General features: G+C 67.2%; 26 protein-coding genes and 2 pseudogenes. 10 read left to right on the forward strand and 18 right to left on the reverse strand.

Annotation, left to right across the window (positions count from 1 at the left end; translation table 11 throughout):
* Positions 1 to 1,566, reverse strand: a complete 1,566-nt coding sequence (locus ACHMWU_RS28095; protein WP_396048778.1) for an ArgE/DapE family deacylase — start codon at positions 1,564 to 1,566, stop codon at positions 1 to 3.
* Positions 1,567 to 1,875: 309 nt separating this feature from the next.
* Between ACHMWU_RS28095 and ACHMWU_RS28100 the strand changes: the two genes are divergently transcribed.
* Positions 1,876 to 3,741, forward strand: coding sequence for an anthranilate synthase family protein (locus ACHMWU_RS28100; RefSeq protein ID WP_396048779.1), 1,866 nt, complete (start codon positions 1,876 to 1,878; stop codon positions 3,739 to 3,741).
* A gap of 5 nt (positions 3,742 to 3,746) precedes the next feature.
* Here ACHMWU_RS28100 and ACHMWU_RS28105 read toward each other — a convergent pair whose 3' ends face one another.
* The 11 genes and pseudogenes from ACHMWU_RS28105 to ACHMWU_RS28155 form a co-directional block, all read right to left on the reverse strand.
* Positions 3,747 to 4,673 (reverse strand): DMT family transporter, encoded by a 927-nt coding sequence (locus ACHMWU_RS28105; RefSeq protein ID WP_396048780.1) that lies wholly within the window; start codon positions 4,671 to 4,673, stop codon positions 3,747 to 3,749.
* Between the two features lie 136 nt (positions 4,674 to 4,809).
* Positions 4,810 to 6,489 carry a S1C family serine protease gene (locus tag ACHMWU_RS28110; RefSeq protein ID WP_396048781.1) on the reverse strand — a complete coding sequence of 560 codons (1,680 nt, stop codon included), beginning with the start codon at positions 6,487 to 6,489 and terminating at the stop codon, positions 4,810 to 4,812.
* A 73-nt stretch (positions 6,490 to 6,562) separates the two neighbouring features.
* Positions 6,563 to 7,264, reverse strand: coding sequence for a sensor histidine kinase (locus tag ACHMWU_RS28115; protein WP_396048782.1), 702 nt, complete (start codon positions 7,262 to 7,264; stop codon positions 6,563 to 6,565).
* A 17-nt stretch (positions 7,265 to 7,281) separates the two neighbouring features.
* The gene (locus ACHMWU_RS28120) at positions 7,282 to 7,458 is read right to left on the reverse strand and encodes a hypothetical protein (protein ID WP_396048783.1); all 177 of its coding nucleotides are present in this window, start codon (positions 7,456 to 7,458) and stop codon (positions 7,282 to 7,284) included.
* A gap of 2 nt (positions 7,459 to 7,460) precedes the next feature.
* On the reverse strand, positions 7,461 to 7,961 hold the full coding sequence (locus tag ACHMWU_RS28125) for a hypothetical protein (RefSeq protein WP_396048784.1): 501 nt from the start codon (positions 7,959 to 7,961) through the stop codon (positions 7,461 to 7,463).
* A pseudogene (locus ACHMWU_RS28130) lies at positions 7,958 to 8,652 on the reverse strand (response regulator transcription factor). Before ACHMWU_RS28130 ends, ACHMWU_RS28125 begins: the two are co-directional and overlap by 4 nt.
* A gap of 40 nt (positions 8,653 to 8,692) precedes the next feature.
* Positions 8,693 to 9,559, reverse strand: coding sequence for a fructosamine kinase family protein (locus ACHMWU_RS28135; RefSeq protein WP_396048785.1), 867 nt, complete (start codon positions 9,557 to 9,559; stop codon positions 8,693 to 8,695).
* A gap of 45 nt (positions 9,560 to 9,604) precedes the next feature.
* Entirely contained in the window at positions 9,605 to 10,054 is a 450-nt protein-coding gene (locus ACHMWU_RS28140; RefSeq protein WP_396048786.1) for a hypothetical protein, read from the reverse strand.
* Between the two features lie 67 nt (positions 10,055 to 10,121).
* A complete protein-coding gene (locus tag ACHMWU_RS28145) occupies positions 10,122 to 10,610 on the reverse strand; it encodes a low molecular weight protein-tyrosine-phosphatase (protein WP_396048787.1) in 489 nt (162 codons plus the stop codon).
* 10 nt (positions 10,611 to 10,620) lie between these two features.
* Complete coding sequence (locus tag ACHMWU_RS28150; protein ID WP_396048788.1) at positions 10,621 to 11,031, reverse strand: phage holin family protein; 411 nt, start codon at positions 11,029 to 11,031, stop codon at positions 10,621 to 10,623.
* A gap of 39 nt (positions 11,032 to 11,070) precedes the next feature.
* Positions 11,071 to 12,009 (reverse strand): EamA family transporter, encoded by a 939-nt coding sequence (locus tag ACHMWU_RS28155; RefSeq protein WP_396048789.1) that lies wholly within the window; start codon positions 12,007 to 12,009, stop codon positions 11,071 to 11,073.
* Positions 12,010 to 12,054: 45 nt separating this feature from the next.
* Here ACHMWU_RS28155 and ACHMWU_RS28160 point away from each other — a divergent pair, with 45 nt between their 5' ends.
* The 8 genes and pseudogenes from ACHMWU_RS28160 (at position 12,055) to ACHMWU_RS28195 (ending at position 18,772) form a co-directional block, all read left to right on the forward strand.
* A complete protein-coding gene (locus ACHMWU_RS28160; RefSeq protein ID WP_396048790.1) occupies positions 12,055 to 12,237 on the forward strand; it encodes a hypothetical protein in 183 nt (60 codons plus the stop codon).
* Positions 12,234 to 13,121 carry a histidinol-phosphate transaminase gene (locus ACHMWU_RS28165; protein WP_396048791.1) on the forward strand — a complete coding sequence of 296 codons (888 nt, stop codon included), beginning with the start codon at positions 12,234 to 12,236 and terminating at the stop codon, positions 13,119 to 13,121. The genes ACHMWU_RS28160 and ACHMWU_RS28165 overlap by 4 nt, the downstream gene beginning before the upstream one ends.
* A gap of 405 nt (positions 13,122 to 13,526) precedes the next feature.
* Positions 13,527 to 14,456: a thiamine pyrophosphate-dependent enzyme gene (locus ACHMWU_RS28170; RefSeq protein WP_396048792.1), complete on the forward strand. Its 930-nt coding sequence runs from the start codon at positions 13,527 to 13,529 to the stop codon at positions 14,454 to 14,456.
* Entirely contained in the window at positions 14,453 to 15,424 is a 972-nt protein-coding gene (locus ACHMWU_RS28175; protein WP_396048793.1) for an alpha-ketoacid dehydrogenase subunit beta, read from the forward strand. The genes ACHMWU_RS28170 and ACHMWU_RS28175 overlap by 4 nt, the downstream gene beginning before the upstream one ends.
* Before the next feature lie 36 nt (positions 15,425 to 15,460).
* A pseudogene (locus tag ACHMWU_RS28180) lies at positions 15,461 to 16,692 on the forward strand (dihydrolipoamide acetyltransferase family protein).
* Positions 16,662 to 16,790 (forward strand): 2-oxo acid dehydrogenase subunit E2, encoded by a 129-nt coding sequence (locus ACHMWU_RS28185; RefSeq protein WP_396048794.1) that lies wholly within the window; start codon positions 16,662 to 16,664, stop codon positions 16,788 to 16,790. Before ACHMWU_RS28180 ends, ACHMWU_RS28185 begins: the two are co-directional and overlap by 31 nt.
* Positions 16,791 to 16,836: 46 nt before the next feature.
* Entirely contained in the window at positions 16,837 to 17,421 is a 585-nt protein-coding gene (locus ACHMWU_RS28190) for a TIGR00645 family protein (RefSeq protein ID WP_396049263.1), read from the forward strand.
* Positions 17,422 to 17,635: 214 nt separating this feature from the next.
* On the forward strand, positions 17,636 to 18,772 hold the full coding sequence (locus ACHMWU_RS28195) for a nitrate/nitrite transporter (RefSeq protein ID WP_396048795.1): 1,137 nt from the start codon (positions 17,636 to 17,638) through the stop codon (positions 18,770 to 18,772).
* Here the strand turns inward: ACHMWU_RS28195 and ACHMWU_RS28200 are convergent.
* From ACHMWU_RS28200 to ACHMWU_RS28220, 5 genes are all read right to left on the reverse strand, one after another.
* Positions 18,705 to 18,995: a hypothetical protein gene (locus ACHMWU_RS28200; protein WP_396048796.1), complete on the reverse strand. Its 291-nt coding sequence runs from the start codon at positions 18,993 to 18,995 to the stop codon at positions 18,705 to 18,707. The genes ACHMWU_RS28195 and ACHMWU_RS28200 overlap by 68 nt on opposite strands.
* A 347-nt stretch (positions 18,996 to 19,342) precedes the next feature.
* Positions 19,343 to 19,579, reverse strand: coding sequence for a hypothetical protein (locus ACHMWU_RS28205; RefSeq protein WP_396048797.1), 237 nt, complete (start codon positions 19,577 to 19,579; stop codon positions 19,343 to 19,345).
* Between the two features lie 216 nt (positions 19,580 to 19,795).
* A complete protein-coding gene (locus ACHMWU_RS28210) occupies positions 19,796 to 20,275 on the reverse strand; it encodes an SDR family NAD(P)-dependent oxidoreductase (protein WP_396048798.1) in 480 nt (159 codons plus the stop codon).
* Positions 20,276 to 20,665: 390 nt separating this feature from the next.
* Positions 20,666 to 20,845, reverse strand: coding sequence for a hypothetical protein (locus ACHMWU_RS28215; RefSeq protein ID WP_396048799.1), 180 nt, complete (start codon positions 20,843 to 20,845; stop codon positions 20,666 to 20,668).
* Complete coding sequence (locus tag ACHMWU_RS28220) at positions 20,826 to 21,170, reverse strand: hypothetical protein (RefSeq protein ID WP_396048800.1); 345 nt, start codon at positions 21,168 to 21,170, stop codon at positions 20,826 to 20,828. Before ACHMWU_RS28220 ends, ACHMWU_RS28215 begins: the two co-directional genes overlap by 20 nt.
* 99 nt (positions 21,171 to 21,269) lie before the next feature.
* On the opposite strand from ACHMWU_RS28220, the gene ACHMWU_RS28225 reads away from it, so the two are divergent.
* Complete coding sequence (locus ACHMWU_RS28225; RefSeq protein WP_396048801.1) at positions 21,270 to 21,680, forward strand: DoxX family protein; 411 nt, start codon at positions 21,270 to 21,272, stop codon at positions 21,678 to 21,680.
* Positions 21,681 to 21,764: 84 nt separating this feature from the next.
* Here ACHMWU_RS28225 and ACHMWU_RS28230 read toward each other — a convergent pair whose 3' ends face one another.
* A complete protein-coding gene (locus ACHMWU_RS28230) occupies positions 21,765 to 23,627 on the reverse strand; it encodes an acyl-CoA dehydrogenase (RefSeq protein WP_396048802.1) in 1,863 nt (620 codons plus the stop codon).
* Positions 23,628 to 23,678 lie beyond the last annotated feature (51 nt).

The raw sequence follows: 23,678 nt of genomic DNA on the forward strand, positions 1-23,678 counted from the left end.
TCAGGTGCAGCGCGCGATGATCAGCTCGGCGTACGTCCGTGCGCACGTCACGATGTCGTCGATGCTGACCTGCTCGTCGACTGCGTGCGCGTCGACGATGTCGCCGGGCCCGTACTGCACGGTCGGGATGCCGGCCGCGGCGTACTGACGCAGGTCTGAACCGTACGGAGCCCCGATCAGATCGGGTGCCTCCGCGCCGGCGGCGATCGCGGCATGTCGAACTTCGTCACCGAACGGGTGGCCGAAGGCGAGCTGGCCGGCGGCGAAGTGTCCGCCCGGCCAGGTGACGATGGGCGGATGTTCCGCCAACCAGGGGTCGCCCGCTGCGGCGTCGGCGACGGCAGTCTCGAAGACTCGCTTGGCGGCCGTGAAGGTCTCGCCGGGCATGACGCCGTAGCGCCCTTCGGCGACGAGCAGGTCGGGCACCGTGCTGGCCCAGTCGCCAGCATGCACGATGCCGACGCTGATGGGCCACGGCACGTCGGTGAACGGTGCCGGCGGCGCGGTGTTGCGCTCGGCCTCGAGCACGCCGAGTGCTCGGTGGACGCGCTCGAAGGCCTGGATCGCGCTGTGACCGCGGGACCGCATCGAGCCGTGGGTCGACTGGCCGTGCACCTCGAGACGGAACGTCAGGGAGCCGGCATTGGCCGAGACGATCTGGCCTGCGGTGGGCTCGGCGATGAGGCAGACATCACCGGTGTGGCCGCGGCGCAGAGTCGCGAAGGCGCCGATGCCGCCATCTTCCTCGCCGATGACCGAGTGGACCGCGAACGGTCGGTTCAGCGGCAGGTCGCTGACCGCACGAGCCGCCGCGATGATCGCGACGACACCGCCCTTCATGTCGCAGACGCCGCGACCGAACCAGTGGTCGTCTTGCTCGCGGACGTGCCAGGGATCGCCGCTGGTCCACGAGTCGGCGTCGCCAGGCGGCACGACGTCGACATGGCCGTTGAGGATCAGTGCCGGGATGCCAGGTCCGGAGGTGCCGACGACGCCCCAGGCCTCGTCGCGCTCGACCTCTTCGCCCGGGTAGTCGGCATCGGCGCGGAGGCCGTCGAGATCGAGCCGCCACTGGTCGACGTCCATGCCGAGGCCGGTCAGCGTCGCGGCACACCACCGTTGGGCCGCGATCTCGGCGTCGCTGCCACCCGTGCTGGGGAAGTTGACGAGCTGGGCCAGGTCGCGTCGGATCAGGTCGACGTCGATGTCCATGCTGCCAGTCTGGCAGCCGAGTCCTGGTAGCTCATGGTGCCGGTCGCCACAACGATGACGAGCTCGTCGGCCTCGTCGTGATCGACATGAAACGCCTCGCCGTTGCGGCGAAAGAACACCGTGATCGCCAACCACCCCGAATCGTCTGTTGCCGTCGATCAGCGCTTGGTTGCGGACGACGGACTCGAGCAGGACTGCAGCCTTCTCGTGCAGAGTCAGGTAGGCGTCGTCGCCGAAGAGGCTAGTTTGAGGGCGGTGCGCAGCCGAGTCGAGCAGACCGATGTCACGGACCGCCTGGAGATTGGCGATGTCGACGATTTCGAGCAGGTCTTCGAGCGAGAGGTAGTCGATCACTGTGCGAGTCGATCGACAAGCGGGCCGTAGTCGTCGATGGCCTTTCGGGTGGCCTCTCGAATCTCCTTGCGCCGCACGTCGGCGCGCGCCTGCTGGACAAGGTTGCCGGTCATCGCAGGCCCTGCGCTAGGCTCGGCCCATGACAGTCCAGCACCTCGCCTGGTGGCGCCACCCGTAACGGTGGCCTGTCGACTTCTGCCCAGACCGCCTCACCGCCGGCTCTGGGCTTTGTCGTGTGTGCCTAGATGAGCACAGTTTGATGAGCACAGCTCGTCCTGGCCGGTCGAGACACTTACCGAAGGAACTGCGATGACCTCCCTCGACGAGCTCTTGGCTCAACCCGCGTTCGCACTGATCCGCGTGCGCGAGTCCGACACCGTCACCTTGGTCGGTGGCCCGCGCACCGACCTCGCCGCGCTGGCCGACATCCCGTTGAAGTCCGGTCCGGGACCCGTGTGGGACCAGCTGGTCCTGGTTCCGTACGCCCAGGCGAGCGAGCGCGGGTTCGAGGCGCATCAGGACGGCACGCCGTTGTCGGCGATCGACATCGCGTACAGCGCCGACGTCCCGTTGACCGAGCTGCTCGAGGTGTTGCCCGACGTCCCGGTCGAGTTCACCGATCGTGGCGGCTTCGAGACCACCGACGACGAGTACGCCGACATCGTGCGCACGATCATCGACGACGAGATCGGCCAGGGTGAGGGCGCCAACGTCGTGATCGGGCGGCACTACCGCGCACAGGTCGCCGACTGGAACCACGACACCGCGCTGACGGTGTTCCGCCGCCTGCTGGAGCGTGAGCGCGGCGCCTTCTGGACGTTCTTGATCTTCACCGGCGACCGCTACCTGATCGGCGCCTCGCCCGAACGTCACGTGAGCCTCGAAGCCGGCCAGGTCCGGATGAACCCCATCAGTGGCACGTTCCGCATGCGCGGTCTGGAGACGCACGCCGACAAGAAGCGCGAGCTGCTGAAGTTCTTGGAGGACGAGAAGGAGATCTACGAGCTCTTCATGGTCGTCGACGAAGAGCTCAAGATGATGTGCGACATCTGCCATGAGGGTGGACTCGTGCTCGGGCCCTATCTCAAGCCCATGACGCACCTCGTGCACACCGAGTACCTGTTGGCCGGTCGCACCCACCGCGACGTGCGCGAGGTGCTGCGCGACTCGATGTTCGCGGCCACCGTCACGGGCAGCCCGGTCGAGAATGCCTGCCGACTCATCAAGCAGTACGAGCCGCAGGGACGCGGCTACTACGCCTCGGTCGCCGCGCTGATCGGGCGAGACGAGAATGGTGAGCAGCGGGCCGATGCGCCGATCTTGATCCGTACCGCCGATGTCGATCTGGCCGGAAACCTCAAGGTCTCGGCCGGAGCGACGCTGGTGCGTGACTCGAGCGCGGAGTACGAGACGACCGAGACGTGGGCCAAGGCCTCGGGCATCCTCAGCGCGTTCGGGCTGGTCGACGCGGCGCCTGAACCGGTAGACGGCTTCGACGCCTTCACCCGCGAGGACGAGGTCATCATCGCGCTCGGCTCACGCAACCAGCGGCTGAGCCAGTTCTGGCTCACCGACCAGTCGGGGGCTGCTCCGGTGCCGTCGCTGACTGGCAAGCGGGTCGTCATCGTCGACGCCGAGGACGACTTCGTCAACATGCTGTCGCACGTCTTCGGTGTGCTGGGCATGACGACCGACATCGTGCGCCACGACGCGTACTCGGAGGGCGTCCTCGACGGCTACGACCTGGTCGTGGTCGGTCCGGGGCCGGGCGACCCGCGCGATCTCGACGACCCCAAGATGGCCACGATGCATGCGGTCGTCGCGGGACTGCTCGAGACGCAGCGACCGTTCCTGGCCGTGTGTCTTGGCCATCAGACGTTGAGCCACCAGATCGGTCTCGACCTGACGTTCAAGGACATCGTGTTCCAGGGGACCCAGAGCAGGCTCACGGTGCTGGATCGCCCGGAGACGGTGGGCTTCTACAACACGTTCGTGGCCCGGGTGCCAGCCGACGGGCTGCCTGAGGGTGTGACGGTCGAGACCGAGCCAGAGACCGGCGACATCCACCTGGTGGCCGGACCGCACTACCGCGGCATCCAGTTCCATGCCGAGTCGATCCTGACCCAGAACGGATTCGGCATCCTGCGTGACCTGGTCACCGACCTGATTGGTTGAGGTCGTCAGGGCGCCGCTGGCGCGTCGAGGGGGTCGGGGTTGTCGGCTGGCCGCGTCTTCAGGCGGGTGACCATGACGCCCAGCAGGCACAGGGCGCCTCCGACGAACGCCAACGCTGCGGGCACCTCGTCCAGGAGCAGCCACGAGATCAGGGTCGCGACGGCTGGCACGAGGTACGTCGTCGACGCGGCTTGGCCGGCGGTGATGCGTTTCAGGGCGTACGACCAGGTGCTGAAGCCGATCGCCGTCGGGAAGATCCCGAGATAGGCGAGCCACAAGAGGTCGTGGGCGGAGGCGTCCGAGACCTCGCGGATCAGCGCGGGTGCGAATGGCACGCACACGACCGCGCCGATGAGGCATCCCAGCCACACCGACATGACGGGCTCGACGGTGCGGAGGGCAGGCTTCTGGGCTAGAGCACCGATCGCGTAGAACAGGGCGGCCGCAAGACACAGCAGCACCGCCGAGGTGCTGGCGGTGTCGACCGAGGTGGAGTCGTGGTTGGTGCTGACCGCGATCAGGATGACCCCCGCGAAGGCGATTGCGATGCCGATGACGAGCGGCTTGGGAAAGCCTTCCTTGAAGATGAAGCCCGCGAGCAGAGCCACGATCGCCGGACCGATGTTGATGATCAGGGCCGTCGTGCCAGCGTCGAGATCGCGCTCGGCGGCGTTGAGGGCGATGTTGTACGCCCCGAACCACACGACGCCGTAGAGGAGGACGAGCTGCAGCGCCCGGCCTCGCGGCATCGCCGCGCGAGTCGGCCGGGCGATCAGGGTCAGCGCGAGGACGCCGATGACGAGCCGGCCGAGCGTCAGAGAGCCAGGGGAGAACGTGTCGCCGACAGTCGGATGGCCACGAAGGCCGAGGCCCACAGCAGCACCGTCACGAGCATGGCCAGCAGGGAGAGGTCGCGCTCGGTCTTCACTCACGAACCCTAGCCAGTGGTCCGCTGCGAGCGCGAGCGGAAATCGGCCAACGTCCCCCGAGAACCGGCCATCACGACGACTGAGCCTGGCGTCCCGCACCGGAGGGGTGCAGGACGCCAGGCTCAGGGCGTGCGTGGTGCTACGGGGTGGGGATGGACGGCGCTGGTTGGCTGGCCTGTTCGGTCTTGCCGCCGTCGGAGCCGAGAGTCACGTCGACCTCGTTCTTCTTGCCGTCCCGGGTGTAGGTGAGGGTGATCTTCTCGCCGGGGTTGAATCCGCGGACCGAGGCGACCAGCGCCTCCGAGCTCGGGATCAGGGCGCCGTTGACCGACGTGATGACGTCGCCCTTCTTGAGCCCGGCCTTGTCGCCGGCCCCGCCCGGGGTGACCTCCTTGACCTCGGCGCCGATTCCGGTGATGCCGTCCTCGCCGAGGAAGTTGCCGACGCTGACACCGATCTGGGCGTGCTGCACCTTCTTGCCGTCGAGCAGCTGCTTGGCGACGTTCTTGGCCAGGTCGATCGGGATCGCGAAGCCCAGGCCGATCGACCCGGCATCGCCCGAGGTCGTCGTGCCGGACCGGATGGCGGAGTTGATCGCGATGACGTTGCCGTCGAGGTCGACCAGCGGGCCACCGGAGTTGCCGGGGTTGATGGCAGCGTCGGTCTGGACGGCCGGGAAGGTGGTGGACTCACCGCTGCCCGAGCCGTCGGACGACGAGACCGGACGGTTGAGCGCCGAGATGATGCCCTGCGTGACGGTGCTCTCGAGGCCGAACGGCGAGCCGATCGCCACGACTTCCTGACCGACCTTGAGATCGGCCGACGTGCCAAGCGACGCCGGCGTCAAGCCCGACTGACCGGCGGCCTTGATGACGGCCAGATCGGTCTTCGGATCGGCGCCGATGACCTCGGCCTTGGCGTTGGAGCCGTCGCTGAATGCGACGGTGATGGTGCCGCCGCCATTGGCGACGTCGATGACGTGGTTGTTGGTCAGGATCTCACCGTCACTGCTGATGATGATGCCCGTGCCGGAGCCGGATTCCTCGGAGCCCTTCACGTTGATCTGCACGACGGACGGGAGCACCTTCTCCGCGACGGCCGCGACAGAACCGGCAGCGGCCTTCGTCTGCGTCGTCTTGGAGCCGCTGTCGAGGGAGTTGACGACATTGCCGCCGGATCCGCCGTCGTCATTGGCCTGGTCGTAGGCCCAGGCACCACCGAAGCCTGCGCCGCCAGCGAGCACCGCGAGCGCCAGCACCCCGGCGAGCTTGCGGCCGCGTCGCTTGGGCTCACGGGGTGCTCCACCGCTGGACTCCACGCTGGTGGCCGCGAACGGCGGGAACGCGACGGTCGGTTCGTGCTGGGCCGGGGGAGCGAAGGGATCGCCGTACGGTGCCTGCGACGAGGTGGGGGCCTGGCCCTGGTACCGGTGGCTGAAGTCGTCAGGCACCGGGGGGCTCGCGGGAGCGGCCAGCGGGGCGACCTCGACGGTCGGCTCGTTCTCGGCGACCCACGTGTCCGCCGCCGGGGCCGCCGGGGCCGCCGGGGCCGCCGGGGGTGCCGGGGGTGCGGAGGGGGCGATGAACGGCGCGTCGGTGGCCGGTTCAGCGGCGGACTCGGCCGCCTCGGCCGGCGCAGCCTGCTCCTGGGGCGCAGCAGGCGTCGCGGGCTGCGTCATGGTGGGTTCAGCCTGCGCGGGGGGCGCAGCTGCCGTCTCGACAGGAATCTCCTCAGTAGGCGTGGGAGCGTCCTGATCATCGCCGCGATCCGACGGGGGAACGTACGGGTTGGCGGCGAAGGGATCGTGCGAATCGGTCATGGAAATAGATTCTCGCCTATCTCTGAGACATGTATGAGATTGGCGTGTGAGAGATCAAAGAACCCTGACGGTCTCAGAGGTCGTCCGGCACCGTGGACTCGGGCAGTCGCAACGTGAATTGCGTGCCGCCGCCCGGAGGTGAGGAGACCTCGACCGTCCCGCCGTGCCGCTCTGCAGCCCGCTTGACGATCGACAGCCCGAGTCCGGAGCCGGGCAGGGTTCGCGCCTCGCTCGAGCGGTAGAACCGGTCGAAGATGTGCGGCAGGTCTTCAGCGTTGATGCCGGGACCCTCGTCGGTCACGGTGGCTCGCCACCGGTCAGCCTGACGTGGATCACGCCGTCGTCGGGGCTCCACTTCGCCGCGTTGTCGAGCAGGTTGGTGACGGCCCGCTCGAGCAGCTGTGGCTCGCCGATCACCATCCACGGCTCGACCTCGACGTCGATGTCGCTGCCTGGGCGCGCAGCCGCACCCGGTCGACGGCGTGGTTGACGACCTCGGCCAGGTCAAGTGGTTCGGGGGCCCGTGACATGGGCTCGTCGCGGGCCAGCCGACGAGGTCGCCGACCAACGTCGTGAGCTCTTCCAGCTGGGCGCGGACGTCGTCCATGATCTCGTGTCGCTGGTCGACGGTCAGCTGGCGGTCGCTGCTGTCGGCGGCCTGGCCGATCAGCTCGATGTTGGTGCGCAGGCTGGTCAACGGTGTGCGGAGCTCGTGGCCGGCATCGGCGACGAGCTGGCGCTGGCGTTCCTGCGAGGCGTCGAGCGCCTGGAGCATCGCGTTGAACGATGTCGTCAGACGGGCCAGCCGTCGCGACCCGTGACCTTGATCGGCGTGAGCTCTGAGGTACGGGCGACATGCTCGGTCGCCGCGGTGAGGCGGCGCACGGGACGCAGACCGTTGCTGGCGACGGCCCAGCCGGCACAACCGGCCAGCACGACACCTGCCGTGCTGGCGAGCAGCAGGATCACCTTCAGCCGCTCGAGGGCGTCGCGGTTCGACTCCATCGACTGGGCGAGGACGAGGGCCTTGCCGGGGCCTGCGCTGACTGCGACGACCCGATGAGGCACCCCTTGGATGACGACGGTGCGCACCGACTGCTTGCGTTCGCCGATCGAGACCTCCAGCCACGCACGCCCTTAGCTTTGGCGAACTCCGTGCTGGTCGCCGGGTCGGAGGTGAACAGCCGACCTCCTTCGACGATGAAGGGCAAGATGCCGAGGTAGGCCAACGCCTGCACCGACTCGCTGGTCTGGAGCGCCTGGCTGTATCCGCTGTCGACGGCGGCATTGGCGCGCCGCAGCATCGACTCGTCGAGCGAGCTCTCGAACTCGGCTCGAACCGTCACGAAGGCGACCGCGCTGACGACACCCAGCGTGAGGGCGACGGCCGCGGTCGTGAGCACCGCGACGCGCAGGGCCAGCGACATCCGGCCTGTGATCTTCTGCAGTGCGCGGTGGACCGCGTCGATCACGGTGGGGTCTCGCGCAGGACGTAGCCCACGCCACGCACCGTGTGGAGCAGGCGGGACTCGCCCTCGGCCTCGAGGCTTGCGTCGCACGTAGCCGACGTACACCTCGAGTGAGTTGGCCGTCGTCGGGAAGTCGAATCCCCACACTTCCTCGAGGATGAAGGACCGTTCGAGGACGCGCTTGGGTCGGCGCAGGAAGAGCTCAAGCAGGGCGAACTCGGTGCGGGTCAACGACAGCGAGCGTCCACCGCGGGTGACGTCGCGGGTCACTGGGTCGAGGGACAGGTCGGCGAACGTCAGCGGCGCCTCGTCGGGCTCGACCTCGGCGGCGCGTGACGACCGGCGCAGGAGCGAGCGGATCCTGGCCAGCAGCTCTTTCGAGGGCGAAGGGCTTGGTCAGGTAGTCGTCGGCGCCGGCGTCGAGCCCGTCGACCCGGTCGGAGACCGCGTCGCGAGCCGTCAGGACGAGGATCGGGACGTCGTTGCCGGCATTGCGCAGCGCGCGAGTCGCTTCGAGGCCGTCGAGCCGGGGCATCATGACGTCCATGACGATCGCGTCGGGGTTGATCTGGGGAACGCGCGCCAGAGCCTCGGCGCCATCAGAAGCGAGGTCGACGGTGTAGCCGTTGAACTCGAGTGACCGGCGCAGTGAGTCACGCACGGCGCGGTCATCGTCGACGACAAGAATGCGCATGGCACCCAGTCTGCCCGTCATGTCTGAAGGTGTCCTGAGATCAGGCCGACAACAGGCTGTGTGCGGCCTGAGCCGCACGTGATCCGTAGGTGCCGCCGAACAGCACGGCGTGCACGAGCGGGGGATGCAGCTGGTGCAGGGCCAGGCGGTCCTGCCAGCCGTCGGCGAGCGGTGCCGCCTCGGCGTAGGCATCGAGGATGCGTTGCAGGTGCGGTGCGCCGAACATCGAGAGCATCGCCAGATCGGTCTCGCGGTGCCCGCCGTGGGCGGCAGGGTCGATCAGCCACACGTTGCCGTCGGCACCCCACACGATGTTGCCGGACCACAAGTCGCCGTGGATGCGTGCCGGCGGCTCGGCTGGGCCGGCGAGATCGTGGATGCGGCGCATCGCGGCCTCGATGGTCGTCGCCTCGTCGGAGGTCAGCGCACGACGATCGACGGCGGCCCGGACGTACGGCATGACGCGACGGGACGCGAAGAACTCCGGCCAGGTCGGCAAGGGGCGGTTCGGCAGCGGGGCGAGCCCAATGAACCCGTCCTGGGGGGCGCCGAAGCCGTCGGCGCCAGACAGGTGGGTTGCTGCCAGGTCGCGTCCGAAGCGTTCGGCGAGCTCGGTCGACGGCTTGACCGGCTCGACCCAGTCGAGGACCAGGCAGTCCTCGGCGGCCGCGAGCACCGTGGGCACCTTCGCGCCATCGGCCTCTCCGAGCCAGCGAAGACCGGCGGCCTCGCGTTCGAAGAAGCCCTCGGGCGCATGCGGACGGGTCTTGATGACGGCGCCGCGGCCGTCGGTGAGGCGAAGTCGGGTCGTGGTGCAGATGTCGCCCCCGGCGACAGGGGTGGTCGAGACGACACCCAGACCGAGGAGTGCCTCTGCCCGGGCCGCGGTCCCTGCCATGCGTGCCATGAGCACGACGTTACCGCGTGGCCAGTCGGGGCGTGGCCAGTCGGGTCAGGCGCAGGTGGCGAGGTAGGTCGCCGGGTTCTTCGGCCCGGTGCTGCCACCGCCGCCGGATCCGGGGATCGACGTGACGCTGAAACCGCCGGTGAAGTCGACCTTGTCCGGAAGCAGGCGTGAGGCATGGATGGTGGTGAAGTTCCACTGGCCGTCACGAGCGGACACGCTGGTCTTCGCGACCTGCTTGCCCGAACGCAGCACGGTGGCGCTGCCGCTGGCGCCGTAGCCCGGCGCGGTCAGCGCTCCGAGAGTGATCTCCCACAACGGTCCGAACGGGCCCGTGACCGCTCGCTTGCAGGCGAGGACGTGAGAACCGTCTTGCGACAAGATCGTGGTCCAGCCTGTCGCGGCCTGGGCCGGAGCGGTGGTGCTGACGAGTGCCGCTGTCGTCATCGCCGCAGCGATGGACAGGCCTTTGATGCGTCGTCGAAGTCGTACGGTCATGTGATTCCCCCGGATTCGCAGTGCAATTGCTCGCAGCCTAACGGCGGACGGGGGAAGCCGCCACACGTCACGAACGGGTCAGCTGGGGCAGCTGTTCGACGAGCTGGTCGACGGTGCGCTCGACCATCGCGAGGACGTGGTGGAACCCGTCGGTGCCGCCGTAGTAGGGGTCGGGGACCTCGTCGTCGAGCTCGGTGGCCTCAGGGTCGAACTCGCGGAACAGCCTGACCTGATGCTGCTGGTCGACGGTCGGCGCCAGGTCGAGCATGTCGGACCGGTTGCTGTGGTCCATCGCCAGCAGCAGGTCGTACTCGGCGTACCAGTCGGTCGTGAACGTCCGGGCGACGTGGCGCGACGGGTCGTAGCCGGCCTGGGCGAGGACGTCGGCCGAGCGAGGGTCCATGGGGTTGCCCTCGTGCCAGCCTCCTGTGCCGGACGACACGACGGCGACCTGGTCGTCGAGGCCGGCCTTGACGAGACGATCCTCGAGGACGACGTGCGCGATGGGTGAGCGACAGATGTTGCCGAGGCAGACCATCGCGACGGTGTACGTCATGCCTGTGGTCCTAGTTGCGGATGACGCGGACCGACTGCTTCGGCGGGTTGACGAAGGCGCCGACGATCGACTGGCTCACCGAGATGATGATCGAGGCGACAACAGCCCACCAGAAGCCGTCGATGTGGAAGGCGACGTCGAACAGGTCGGTGATCTTCTCGGTCAGCAACAGCAGCAGCGCGTTGATCACGAGCAGGGCGAGGCCCAGCGTGATGATGATGAACGGCAGCGACAGCAGCTCGAGGACGGGGCCGACGAAGCTGTTGATGATCGTGAACACGAGGGCGACCAGCAGCACTGCGACGATGCGGGCCACGTTGGACTCATCGGCATCGCCGATGCTCATGTGGTCGCCGAGCAGCCATGCTGCGACGGACAGGGCTACGGCGCTGACGAGCCAGGTCGAGAGGAAACGCTCCATGGCTTGATTGTTGCACTGTCGACGGCCCGGCCGCGCCCCTCAGGGTGCGGGGATCGCGTGCTCGACCGTGCGGGACGTCTGTGCGAGCACGATTCCGGCGATCACTGCGGTGGCGCCGAGCACCTGGACCGGGCTCAGGGTCTCGGCGAACCAGGCCCAGCCGAGGACGTTCGCGATGACGGGTTCGAGCATCGCGACGACGACCACGATCGAGGCCGGGAGGTGCTTGAGGGCGATGAGCTGCAGGAAGAACGGCATGACCGTGCCGAGCACGACGACCATCGCGATCGGGACCAGGGGGTTGACGGAGTACTCGTCGAGGCGGCCCAGCCAGGAGGTGCTGTCGGGCAGTGTGGGGGTCTCCCAGATGGGCTGGAACAGGTTCATGGCGACGGTCGCCACGATGAACGCCCACAAGATGACGCGCAGCGGGTCGTCGAAGCCCAGGCCGTGCTCGCCGATCAGGAAGTACGCGGCGAAGCTGATGCCCGCCAGCAACGCCATCAGGACGCCGAGGCCGTCGAACGTCAGCCCGTTCCACACCTGGCTGACGACGGCCAGGCCACCCAGGGCGAGTGCCACGGCGGCCCACATGCGCGGATGGACCGGGTCCTTGCGCACGAACCGGACCCACAGCACGACGAACACCGGTGCGAGGTACTCGATCAGCAGCGCGATGCCGAGTGGGAGTCGGGTGATCGCCACGTTGTAGGTCAGCTGCATCGCGGCGACGCCGACCAGGCCGAGCGCGACGACGGTCAAGAAGGCGGTGCCGCGTGGGCGACGCAGCGCCGATCGGCGGAAGCATGCGGCATAGGCCACGAACACCAGTGCGGCGAACGTGATGCGGACCGTGGTGAACTCTCCCGGGGTCAGTCCGGCCCCCATGGCGACTCGCGAGATGCCCCCGTTGAGCCCGAACAGCAGGGCCGCGATGATGACCATGGCGTAGCCGAGGCGGGGGCGGGGGGCGGTCATCCGTCGATTCTGACAGGTGCTCGTCGGTGCGATTACTGTCGGTGCATGAGCATCCCTCGCGCCAGGAAGGCGCTCGACGACATCCCGGTCTACCGCCCTGGCAAGGCTGCTCACAGTGACGACTTCAAGCTGTCGAGCAACGAGAATCCGTATGACCCGCTGCCTGGAGTCATGCAGCGTGCGGCCGACGGCTGTCACGGATCAACCGTTATCCCGATGCCGGCATGACGCCGTTGTACGCCGCCTTGTCAGAGCGGTTCGGGCTGTCACCGGATCACTTCGCCGCCGGGACGGGCTCGGTCGCGGTGCTGTTCGCGCTGCTCAACGCCCACCTCGAGGCCGGTGACGAGATCGTCTACGCCTGGCGCTCGTTCGAGGCCTATCCGATCGCGGCGGCGCTGACCGGTGCGACGGCGGTGCGGATCGCGCTGCGCCCCGATGCGACGCACGACCTCGAGGCGATGGCAGCGGCGGTGACTGAACGTACGCGGGTCGTCCTGGTCTGCACGCCCAACAACCCGACCGGACCCGTGGTCACGGCCGACGAGCTCTCGCAGTTCCTCGACCGGGTGCCCGACGACGTGCTGGTCGTCGTGGACGAGGCGTATGTCGAGTTCGTCCGGGATCCTGCTGCAGCCGACGGCCTGGCCGCCCTCGACCGGCACGACAACGTCGTGGTGCTGCGGACGTTCTCCAAGGCCTACGGGCTGGCGGGTCTGCGGGTCGGCTTCGCGATCGCTAGACCGGAGGTCGCCGAGTCGATCCGCAAGGCCACTCCGCCGTTCACGGTGACAGATCTGTCGCAGGCGGCGGCGATCGCGTCGCTGGAGGCGCAGCCTGCGTTGGAGGAGCGGGTCGAGGCGATCGTCCAGGAGCGCGAGGCGATGGTCGTGGCCTTGCGGTCGCAGGGTTTCGCGGTGCCGCAGACGCAGGCCAACTTCGTCTGGCTCCCGCTCGGCGACGACGCTGCCGGCTTCGCCGCAGCGTGCGACCCGGTCTCGGTGCGGCCCTTTCCTGGCGACGGGGTGCGCATCAGTGTCGGCTCCCCTCAGGTCAACGCCGAGGTCATCGCGCGCGCTGAATCCTGGATGAGGTCTCGGCCCCGATCGTGACCCGGTGGGGACCAGGTCGTTGGGGGTGGCAAGCGTGAGCGGGGCCGGACGCGTCCTGACTTGGAACTGGGGCGGTGGGCAGTTACGGTGGAGCTGAGCGTGACACCGGTCACACTCCTGCAATCCTGATGGCGTCCACCACCCTGTGACTCCGACGGATCGCGGACTTCGAGCTCCGGCGCGGCGACCCCGCACCCGGATGATTGAGGAGAAGCATGATCATCGACCCCTCTGCCTCCCACGTCGACGACGCACCTTTGGTCCAGCTGGTGACGCCCACTGGTGAACGACGCACCGACGAGACCTACTCGTTCGACGGTGATCGCGCCGAGATCGAGTCGCTCTACCGCGACATGGTCCTGACCCGCCGGGTCGACAACGAGGCGTACGCCCTGCAACGGCACGGTGAGCTCGGCCTGTGGCCGCCATCGTTGCGGACAGGAAGCCGCGCAGATCGGTTCGGCTCGTGCCCTCCGCCCCCAAGACTTCGCCTTCCCGAGCTACCGCGACCACGGCGTCGCCTGGTGCCGGGGTGTCGATCCGACCCTGCTGCTGGGGATCTTTCGCGGTTCGGAGATGTCAGGCTGGGATCCCCACGAGCACAACCTGGCTCTGCCCGCCATCATCATCGGAGCGCAGACCCTGCACGCCACCGGCTACGCCATGAGCCTCAGCCTCGAAGGTCTGGTCGGCAGTGGCGATCCTGAGCGTGACGCTGCGGCGATCGCGTACTTCGGCGATGGTGCGACGAGCGAGGGCGATGTCAACGAGGCGCTCGACTGGGCATCGGTCTACCAGGCTCCCGTCGTGTTCCTGTGCCAGAACAACCACTATGCGATCTCGGCCCCGACTGCGCGCCAGACCCGTGTGCCCATTGCGCAGCGCGGCGACGGCTTCGGCGTCCCGGGGGTGCGAGTCGACGGCAACGACGTCCTGGCCTGCCTGGCTGTCACCGAGGTCGCGCTGCAGCGGGCCAGGGATGGTCAGGGTCCGACCCTGATCGAGGCCGTCACCTACCGCATGGGTGCGCACACGACGTCCGACGATCCGAGCCGTTACCGCGACGCCGCCGAGGTCGAGGCCTGGAAGGCGAAGGACGCGATCGACCGGATCCGCGTGCTGCTCGAGGCAGAAGGCACCGAGCCGGACTTCTTCACCGCCCTCGACCACGAGGCGGACGAGCTCGGTGCTCGGCTCCGGGAGTTCTGCCAGCAGATCGCCGATCCAGATCTTGCGCAGTGGTTCGACCGGGTCTTCGTCGAGACACCCCCCGAGCTGGAGCAGCAACGCGACGAATATGTCGCCTGGCGTTCGTCGTTGGAGGTGCCGGCATGAAGATGTCGATGGTCAAGGCGCTCAACAGCGGCCTGCGCAACGCCATGGAGAACGACCCCCGGGTGCTCGTCATGGGCGAGGACGTCGGCCGCCTCGGTGGGGTCTTCCGCGTCACCGAAGGGCTGCAGAAAGACTTCGGCGACGGACGGGTCATGGACACGCCGCTCGCCGAGTCGGGCATCGTGGGCACCGCAGTCGGCATGACGTTCCGTGGCCTGCGGCCGGTCATCGAGATCCAGTTCGACGGATTCGTCTACCCCGCGTACGACCAGATCGTCAGCCAGGTCGCTCGGCTCCACTTCCGTAGCGCCGGCAAGGTGCGGATGCCAGTCGTGATCCGCATACCCTTCGGTGGTGGCATCGGTGCCGTCGAGCACCACTCCGACAGCCCTGAGGCCCAGTTCGCGATGACAGCCGGGCTCAAGGTCGTCTCGTGCTCCAACCCGCATGATGCCTACTGGATGATCCAGCAAGCGATTGCCTCGGACGACCCCGTCGTCTTCATGGAGCCGAAGCGCCGCTACTGGGAGGCCGGCGAGGTCGACACCGAGGTAGCGACGAGCACGCTGTGGTCGTCGCAGATCGTCCGACCGGGCAGCGATGCGACGGTGATCGCGTACGGGCCGATGGTCAAGACGTGCCTCGACTCGGCAGCTGCCGCGGCCTCCGAAGGGATCGAGCTCGAGGTCATCGATCTGCGAGCACTCTCGCCGTTGGATCTTGGTCCCGTCGTCGAGTCGGTTCGACGCACCGGTCGAGCGATCGTCGTGCACGAGGCGGCCCGCACGCTGGGACTGGGCGCCGAGATCGCTGCGCGCGTCACCGAGGAGTGCTTCTACTCCCTCGAGGCGCCGGTGCAACGCGTCACGGGCTATGACCTGCCGTATCCGCCGAGTCGCGCCGAAGGCGAGTTCTTGCCGTCACTCGATCGCATCCTCGATGCCGTCGACCGAGTCCGGGCGTACTGAGTCATGGGTTCAGTCATGCGTTCTGAAGGAGAGCAGATGAGCGAGTTCACCCTGCCGGACGTCGGCGAAGGGCTGACGGAGGCCGAGATCATCACCTGGCGGGTAGCCGTCGGCGACATGGTCAACATCAACGACGTCATCGTCGACATCGAGACAGCCAAGTCGATCGTCGAGCTGCCGAGCCCGTACGCCGGACAGGTGCAGGCCTTGCTGGTGGCCGAGGGTGACACGGTGCAGGTCGGCACACCCATCATCTCGATCGGGTCGCAGGCGCACAGCGAGGTGTTCGGCCGGATGGAGACTGCGGCGGCGATCGTCGACGGCGGCGAGGCTGCCGAGTCGGAGGCACCGCAGGCCATGCTCGTCGGTTACGGTCCGCGCGCCGATGCGACGGTGCGACGACGCAAGATCTCCGACATCGCGGCCTCGGGCCCGTCCCGGCCGGGTTGCCTCGGTCGACCTCGAGAAGGTGCCGGGCCCGGTGCGGGCACTGGCCAAGCCTCCGGTGCGCAAGCCGCCAAGGACCTGGGTGTCGACCTGCACGACGTGCCATCGGTCGGCGACGTCATCACCCGAGCCGAGGTCGAGGCCTTCGCCGGCTCGCCGGTCGAGCCTGTCGAGACCCCGTCGGTTGAGCCTGTCGAGACCCCTGTCCTCTCGACAAGCAGCGAGGACACCCGGATCCCCATCAAGGGTGTGCGCAAGGCGACCGCAGCGGCCATGGTCCGTTCGGCGTTCACCGCACCGCACGTCACCGAGTGGGTCACGGTCGACGTCTCCCGCACCATGGAGCTGGTCGAGACGCTCAAGAAGGCCCCGGCGTTCGCCGACGTCAAGGTCTCGCCGACCCTGATCGTGGCCAGGGCGATCTGCCTGGCGATCGCGACGTACCCGAGCTCAACGCGTCGTGGGACGAGGATGCGCAGGAGATCGTGGTCAAGAAGTCGATCAACTTGGGCGTCGCGGCCGCTACCGAGCGCGGCCTCGTGGTGCCCAACATCGTCGATGCCGGACAGCTGTCGCTGGGCGAGCTGGCGGCGGCGCTGGGCGAGCTGACGGCGACAGCACGTGCAGGACGCACCCAGCCGGCACAGATGGCTGGCGGAACGTTCACGCTGACCAACATCGGCGTCTTCGGCATCGATGCAGGCACACCGATCCTCAACCCGGGGGAGTCCGGGATCCTCGCGCTCGGCACGATCGAACGTCGACCCTGGGTCGACGACAAGATCAGGTCGTGCCCCGCTGGGTCACGACCTTGGCGTTGAGCTTCGACCACCGGGTCGTCGACGGCGAGCAGGGTTCGCGCTTCCTGGCCGAGGTCGCGTCGATCCTGCGGGAGCCCGGGCTCGTCCTGGCGTACTGATCGCAGTGAGGTCGGTTGCGGGCGTGCCCGTAGGATCTGCGCGTGACTGAACAGACAACTCGAGCCCGCCGCCCGTGACCGCCACCTCGCCAACTTCGTCGGTTCGACGATCTTCCTCAGCCGTTGGCTGCAGGCCCCGCTCTACCTGGGGCTCATCTTGGCCCAGGGCGTGTACGTCGTGCTGTTCTGGAAGAGGCTCGTCCACCTGATCCAGGACTTCAACACGTTCAGCGAAGAAGACATCATGCTGCTGGTCCTCGGACTGGTCGACGTCGTGATGATCGCGAACCTGTTGATCATGGTGATCATCGGCGGCTACGAGACGTTCGTGTCGCGGATCAAGATGCAAGGTCACCCCGACCAGCCTGAGTGGTTGTCGCACGTCAACCCCAACGTCCTCAAGGTCAAGCTGGCGATGTCGATCATCGGCATCTCCTCGATCCACCTGTTGAAGACCTTCATCGAGGCCCCGTCGTACTTCGGCCCCAACTCGCACATCGAGGACCCGGCGACCATGATCATGTGGCAGACGTTGATCCACATGGCCTTCATCGCGTCGGCGATCGGGCTGGCCTACATCGACCGGCTTCAGCTGCCGAGCGCCCCCGCCAAGGCCGACGCCGCGCACTGACAGCCGCGCACCAGCCGGGTCGCACCGAGGCCTAGACTCGGTGGGTGAGGCGAGCTGAACCCCAGACCCGGCACCCGGGTGCATATGCGGTGTGGGCGGTGGCTCTCGCGGTCTACCTGCTCGCGGTGTTCCACCGATCGTCCCTCGGGGTGGCTGGACTCGCCGCGACCGAGCGGTTCGACATCCAGGCCTCGGCGAGCTTGCGACGTTCACGATGCTGCAGCTGCTGGTCTACGCGGCGATGCAGATTCCGGTCGGCCTGCTGATCGACCGGTTCGGTCCCCGCCGGGTCCTGCTCACCGGAGCCATCACCCTGACGCTGGCGCAGATGGGATTTGCCTTCGCCGACACCTATGCGCTGGCGCTCGTCGCCAGAGTGTTCGTCGGGATGGGCGACGCGATGACGTTCGTCTGCGTCCTGCGGCTGGTCAACACCTGGTTCGGTCCTCGGCAGATCCCGTTGATGACCCAGCTGACCGGTGTGATCGGCCAGCTCGGTGCCGTCATCGCCGCCGTGCCGATGACGATCGCACTCGGTGAGCTGGGCTGGACCAAGGCCTATCTGCTGTCGGCCTCGCTGGGCGTCGTGCTGACCATCGCGATGATCTTCGTGATCCGCGACGATCCGCAGAACCGCTCGAGCCGCGGGCCGGCGATGTCGTTGACCCAGATCAAGTCGAGCCTGGGGCAGTCGTGGGCGCAACCTGGCACCAGGCTCGGCTTCTGGGTGCACTTCTCGACCCAGTTCAGCACCACGACGTTGGGATTGTTGTGGGGCTATCCGTTCTTCGTGCGGGGCGAAGGACTCTCGAAGGGCGCTGCGGGTGCGTTGCTGACCATCATGGTCGTGGCCATCATGGCGGCTGGGCCGATCCTCGGCTGGGCCATCGGCCGGCATCCCTGGTACCGCTCGACGATCGTGATCGCGATCATTCTCTCGATCGTGACCGTCTGGACCGTCGTCCTGTGCTGGCGGGGCAATGCGCCGATGTGGCTGCTGGTGCTGCTCGTGGTCATCGTGGGCATCGGCGGCCCGGCCTCGATGATCGGCTTCGACCTCGGACGGACGTCGAATCCGGCCGACCGGATGGCGAGTGCCACCGGCATCATCAACCAGGGCGGCTTCATCGCGAGCCTCGTGCTCGTCATCGCGATCGGTCTGATCCTCGACTGGCGCTCGCCGGGAGTCGGCAGCAACTACACGGCGTCGGCGTTCAGGTGGGCGATGTCGTTCCAGTACGTCCTGTGGGCGCTGGGCCTGATGCAGATCTGGCGGTACCGGGTCAGGACGCGTGCCCAGCTGCTCGCGACCTACCCCGATGCCCGGTCACGGATGACGGGGCTGGGGTAGGTCGGGCTTTTGTGCTCAGGCCTCGTCGGGCTCGCGCACGAGCATCAGGTTGACCTTGCCGTTGTGCTCCAGCTCGCCGACCGACTCGAATCCGCGGCTCTCGTGGAAGGCGAGCGACACGTCGTTGGTCTCGTACACCTCGAGCGCGATGGGCAGCTGCGGCCTCGATCTCTTCGTACAGGCGAGAAGCGACGCCTTCTCGACGGTGCTCCGCTGAGACCACGATGCGGTCGAGGTAGACGTAGTCGTCGACCAGCTTGTCCTCGAACCAGCGATAGCGGCTCGAGTCGTACTCGGCGCCCGGTGGGACCGTGATGACGAAGCCGGCGATGCGCCGTCACCTTCGTCCACCACGAGGGCCTGATCGGACATCTCGACCAGGAGCGAGAGGCTTTCGTTGTCGAGCGGACCGACGCCTTCGAGGGCGTTCTGGTTGAGCTCGACGATGCTGTCGAAGTCGCTGTGCGTCATATTTCGGATCATCCTGCTCGACGTTACGTCAACCTGGCGTGCACTGCCTGGTCAATCAGCCTCGCTGTGGCTCATCCCACAAAAGGTTGACACTATGTCTCAAACCTCGAAATTCACCGCCGTTGCAGTCTCGGATGCGGACCAGATCTCGTCAGCGAGCGCCTCGTCGCGTGCCAGCCGGTCCATGCCGACGGGCACGGGACGCCCGCGAGTGCCGCCCATCGACGCCGGCCCGATGTACTCGCCGCCGTGCAGTGTGGGATCTGTGGCCGCTCGCAGGGTGGGCCATGCTCCGGCGGAGGCTGACTGGCCGATGACCTTCGAGATCTGGTGCATTCCCATGCCGGGAAGGCTGAATCCGCCGGCCGAGGGGCGGGTCTTGGTCAGGTTGGTCGAGGCGTAGCCGGGGTGGCAGGCGACGCTGACGACCTTGCTGCCCGCGGCCTTTGTCCGCCGATCGGCTCGAGCGCGAAGATCAGGTTGGCGGCTTGGACTCGCCGTACGACTTCCAGCGGCGGTAGCGGCGCGGGGAGCCGGCTGGCGTCAGGGTGCTCAGGTCGAAGCCGCGGGCATAGTGGTGGGCGAGCGAGGCGACCGACACGATCCGTGCATCGCTGGCATCGAGAAGCGGCCACAAGGTCGCCGTCCACGCGAAGTGCCCGAGATGGTTGGTGCCGATCTGCAAGCTTCGAAACCGTCGCGGGTCTGCTGCTTCGGCGGAACCATGATGCCCGCATTGTTGATCAGGATGTCTATCCGGTCGTACGTCGTCGCGACCTCGCTCGCCGCGCGTGTGGCGTCGGCGAGATCGGCCAGGTCGAGCGAGACGACGTCGACGGATGTACCGGGGGAGTCATCGGTGATGCGGCGGACGGACTCGTCGGCCTTGGCTGAGTCGCGAGCCGTCACGACGAGGGACGCGCCTTTGCGAGCCAACCCGATCGCGGTGTGCAGGCCGAGCCCGCCCGTGACGCCGGTGATGACGGCACGCTTGCCCGTCAGGTCAGGGATGTCGTCAGTCGTCCAGGTCATGTCGCCACGCTACGCGGTGGATGTCACGAGGGTGTGGATAACTGTCATGCTAGGGATTTTGGCTGTCGGGGGCGGCTTTTAGGTTGGAAGTATGAATCCGGAGCCCACAATCGAGGTGATGCGTGAGTCGGCGCGTGTGCTCAGGGTGGGTGATGTGCGTGATTCGTTGCGTTCGTTGCAGGGTCTGCAGGATGCGATTGACTCGGTGAAGGCTGAGTTGTTGGTGAGGCTGGATGCGACCAAGGGGGGTTGAACGTCACCGGCAACGCAGTCGAGGGGTTCGTGTTCACCAAACGCGACGGCAAACCCGTCCATCGCCGCCGAAGAACCCGCCTCCGCCAACCCGCCTGACCCACGTCCGGCGGGCCACCGGCCTGCGCGAGCTGTTCGCTACTGCTCGCGCTTCTGGCCGCGCCGGCACCAGTAGACGAACCCACCAAGGAGAATTCCGACCGTGCCGCCAAGAATTGCTATGCCGCGACCGTTGTTGGCGGCCGAGGCATAGCCGGTGACTGTCGCATAGGCATAACCCGCGGTGTCAGGCCGATCGCTAGTCGGTGAGCACGCCACCTTCAGATCGTCCTTGCCGTCCTTGAGAATCGCGATCAGGTACCAGGTCTCGCCCTCGCTCTTGGTCGTCACCCCGACGACTCTGCGGGATGTCGATGCGCTTCTTGTCCCGGCCGCGAGCCCGGCAGGCGATGTCGCCGTGCTCCTCGTCATTCGTGAACACCGCCAGAGACTTGCCCGCCGCGTCGACCCGCTCGCTCGTCGCGGTCACCGTCGTGTTGCGGACCGGGTCGAAGGCGGCAGCCGCCACGGCAGTGCCGATCATCGCGCTGCCAAGGGCAAGCAAGAAGGCCGCCAAGTACCAGAGCGGGTTGGTGAGTCTCACTGGTCAACTTTCCCACAGCAAGTGCAGGCAACCGTGCCTTGACGTGCCACCGGGCGAGCGCGAGCATGATTGAACAATCATCTAGTGGAGGTCATCACCATGGACGAGATTTTCCTGATCGGTCGAATCCTGTTCGTCTACCTCATCATCGGCTCCGGCGTCGGGCATCTGATGGCCACCGAAGCCATGGCGGGCTATGCGCAGTCACGTGGTGTCGGCAACGCCAAGCTCATGGTGCAGGTCAGCGGCATCGCACTCATCGCCGGCGGCGTCTCGGTGCTGCTGGGCATCTGGGGTGACATCGGCTCGTTGGGACTCGCGATCCTCCTGGTCATCACCGCCGTCATGATGCACGCGTTCTGGAAGGAGACCGATCCGCAGGCCAAGCAGATGGAGATGGTCGCCTTCAACAAGGACATCGCCTTGGCCGGTAGTGCGCTGGTGATCTTCTCGATCCTGTCCTCGGACTTCGCGCCGTACACGCTGACGGGTGCGCTGATCAGCTGGTAGCCCTACCTGCGAACGGCGAAACCCCCGCAACCGGAGACTGGTTGCGGGGGCTTCGTCGTTGAACGGCTCAACGAGCGGGCTGGATCAGAACGCAGCTTCGTCAAGCTCCATGAGGGAGCCGTCGACGTTCTCGGCCATCGCGCGCTCGGCAGCCAGGCCGGGCAGCACGTTGCGGGCGAAGAAGGACGCTGCGGCGATCTTGCCCTCGTAGAACGCCTTGTCGGCAGCCGAGACCTCGCCGCCGAGCTTCGCGAGAGCGACCTCGGCTCCGCGCAGCAGCAGCCACGAGACGACCAGGTCACCCAGCACGTAGACGAGGCGGGTCGTGTTGAGGCCGACCTTGTAGATGTTCTTGATGTCGCCGTTGGCATCAGCCGGGTTGGCGGCCATCAGGTCGTTGAACACCGCGCCGATGATCGCCTGGGCGTCTTCGAGGCCCTTGGCGAGCAGCTCGCGCTCGATCTTGAGGCGCCCGTTGCCAGCCTGGCTCTTGGCGAAGGCGTCGATCTCGTTGGACAGGTAGCCGAGCGCCTGACCCTTGTTCTTGACGATCTTGCGGAAGAACAGATCCTGACCCTGGATCGCCGTGGTGCCTTCATAGAGGGTGTCGATCTTGGCGTCGCGGACGTACTGCTCGAGCGGGTAGTCCTGCAAGAAGCCCGAGCCGCCGAATGTCTGCAGCGACTCAGTGCCCAGCAGCGTCCACGAACGCTCGGAGCCGTAGCCCTTGACCAGCGGCAGCAACAGGTCGTTGATCGCCTCGTCGAGTGCGGCATCGGCACCGGAGGCTTCCTTGATCTGGATCTCGTCCTGCCAGGTCGAGGTGTAGATCATGAGCGAGCGCAGCCCCTCGGCGAACGCCTTCTGGGTCATCAGCGAACGACGGACGTCGGGGTGATGCGTGATCGTGACGCGGGGCGCGGCCTTGTCGGAGGCCTGCGTCAGGTCGGCACCCTGGATGCGCTCCTTGGCGTAGTCGAGAGCGTTGAGGTAACCGGTCGAAAGCGTCGCGATGGCCTTGGCACCGACCATCATGCGGGCGTTCTCGATGACCCGGAACATCTGGTTGATGCCGTCGTGGACCTCGCCGAGCAGCCAGCCCTGGGCGGGCGCGCCGTCGCCGAAGGTGACCTCACACGTCGTGGACACCTTGATGCCCATCTTCTTCTCGACGTTGGTCACGTAGGCGCCGTTGCGCTCACCGGTGAGCTCGCCGGTCTCGTGGTCGAAGTGGAACTTCGGCACGAGGAACAGGCTCAGGCCCTTGGTGCCGGGGCCGCCGACACCCTCGACGCCCTGGGGGCGGGCGAGGACCAGGTGCATGATGTTCTCGGCCATGTCGTGCTCAGCGGAGGTGATGAAGCGCTTGACGCCTTCGATGTTCCACGAGCCGTCTTCGTTGGGGAATGCCTTGGTGCGGCCGGCGCCGACGTCAGAGCCGGCATCGGGCTCGGTGAGGACCATCGTGGCGCCCCACTGCTTGTCGACCATGTAGCTGGCGATCTTCTGGTCGCGCTCGTTGCCGTTCTCGAAAACGATGCGTGCGAACGCGGGGCCACAGGCGAACATCCACACGGCGGGGTTGGCGCCGAGGACGAACTCGGACGACGACCACACCAGCGAGGCCGGGGCGCGCTGGCCGCCGAGCTCCTCGGGCACCTGCAGGCGCCACCACTCGGCCGCCATCCAGGTGTCGTACGACTTCTTGAACGCATCGGGCATCGTGACGGTCTTGGCTGCCGGGTCGTAGACCGGCGGGTGACGGTCGGCGTCCTCGAACGACGCGGCCAGGTCTTCGCGTGCGATCCGGTCGATCTCGGTGAGGATGCTCTTCGCGGTGTCGGTGTCGACCTCTTCAAAGGGGCCGGTGCCGAGGATGTCCTGGCGGCCGAAGAGTTCGAACAGGTTGAACTCCACATCGCGGAGGTTGCTCTTGTAGTGGCTCATGCCAGCAGTCCTTTGGGGTGAGCTGAAAGATACGACTTGCTACTCGCAAGT

The sequence above is a fragment of the Aeromicrobium sp. UC242_57 genome, assembly GCF_044452305.1.
Classification (GTDB): Bacteria; Actinomycetota; Actinomycetes; order Propionibacteriales; family Nocardioidaceae; genus Aeromicrobium.

Coding starts and splice junctions, on each gene's coding strand:
- ACHMWU_RS28145 (WP_396048787.1), bottom strand. CDS start 10,610: ATGACGTACACCGTCGCGATGGTCTGCCTCGGCAACATCTGTCGCTCA.
- ACHMWU_RS28155 (WP_396048789.1), bottom strand. CDS start 12,009: ATGACCGCCCCCCGCCCCCGCCTCGGCTACGCCATGGTCATCATCGCG.
- ACHMWU_RS28110 (WP_396048781.1), bottom strand. CDS start 6,489: ATGACCGATTCGCACGATCCCTTCGCCGCCAACCCGTACGTTCCCCCG.
- ACHMWU_RS28135 (WP_396048785.1), bottom strand. CDS start 9,559: ATGGCACGCATGGCAGGGACCGCGGCCCGGGCAGAGGCACTCCTCGGT.
- ACHMWU_RS28165 (WP_396048791.1), top strand. CDS start 12,234: ATGACGCCGTTGTACGCCGCCTTGTCAGAGCGGTTCGGGCTGTCACCG.
- ACHMWU_RS28160 (WP_396048790.1), top strand. CDS start 12,055: ATGAGCATCCCTCGCGCCAGGAAGGCGCTCGACGACATCCCGGTCTAC.
- ACHMWU_RS28195 (WP_396048795.1), top strand. CDS start 17,636: ATGCTGCAGCTGCTGGTCTACGCGGCGATGCAGATTCCGGTCGGCCTG.
- ACHMWU_RS28140 (WP_396048786.1), bottom strand. CDS start 10,054: ATGACCGTACGACTTCGACGACGCATCAAAGGCCTGTCCATCGCTGCG.
- ACHMWU_RS28230 (WP_396048802.1), bottom strand. CDS start 23,627: ATGAGCCACTACAAGAGCAACCTCCGCGATGTGGAGTTCAACCTGTTC.
- ACHMWU_RS28115 (WP_396048782.1), bottom strand. CDS start 7,264: ATGCTCCAGGCGCTCGACGCCTCGCAGGAACGCCAGCGCCAGCTCGTC.
- ACHMWU_RS28150 (WP_396048788.1), bottom strand. CDS start 11,031: ATGGAGCGTTTCCTCTCGACCTGGCTCGTCAGCGCCGTAGCCCTGTCC.
- ACHMWU_RS28225 (WP_396048801.1), top strand. CDS start 21,270: ATGGACGAGATTTTCCTGATCGGTCGAATCCTGTTCGTCTACCTCATC.
- ACHMWU_RS28100 (WP_396048779.1), top strand. CDS start 1,876: ATGACCTCCCTCGACGAGCTCTTGGCTCAACCCGCGTTCGCACTGATC.
- ACHMWU_RS28210 (WP_396048798.1), bottom strand. CDS start 20,275: ATGACCTGGACGACTGACGACATCCCTGACCTGACGGGCAAGCGTGCC.
- ACHMWU_RS28175 (WP_396048793.1), top strand. CDS start 14,453: ATGAAGATGTCGATGGTCAAGGCGCTCAACAGCGGCCTGCGCAACGCC.
- ACHMWU_RS28205 (WP_396048797.1), bottom strand. CDS start 19,579: ATGCACCAGATCTCGAAGGTCATCGGCCAGTCAGCCTCCGCCGGAGCA.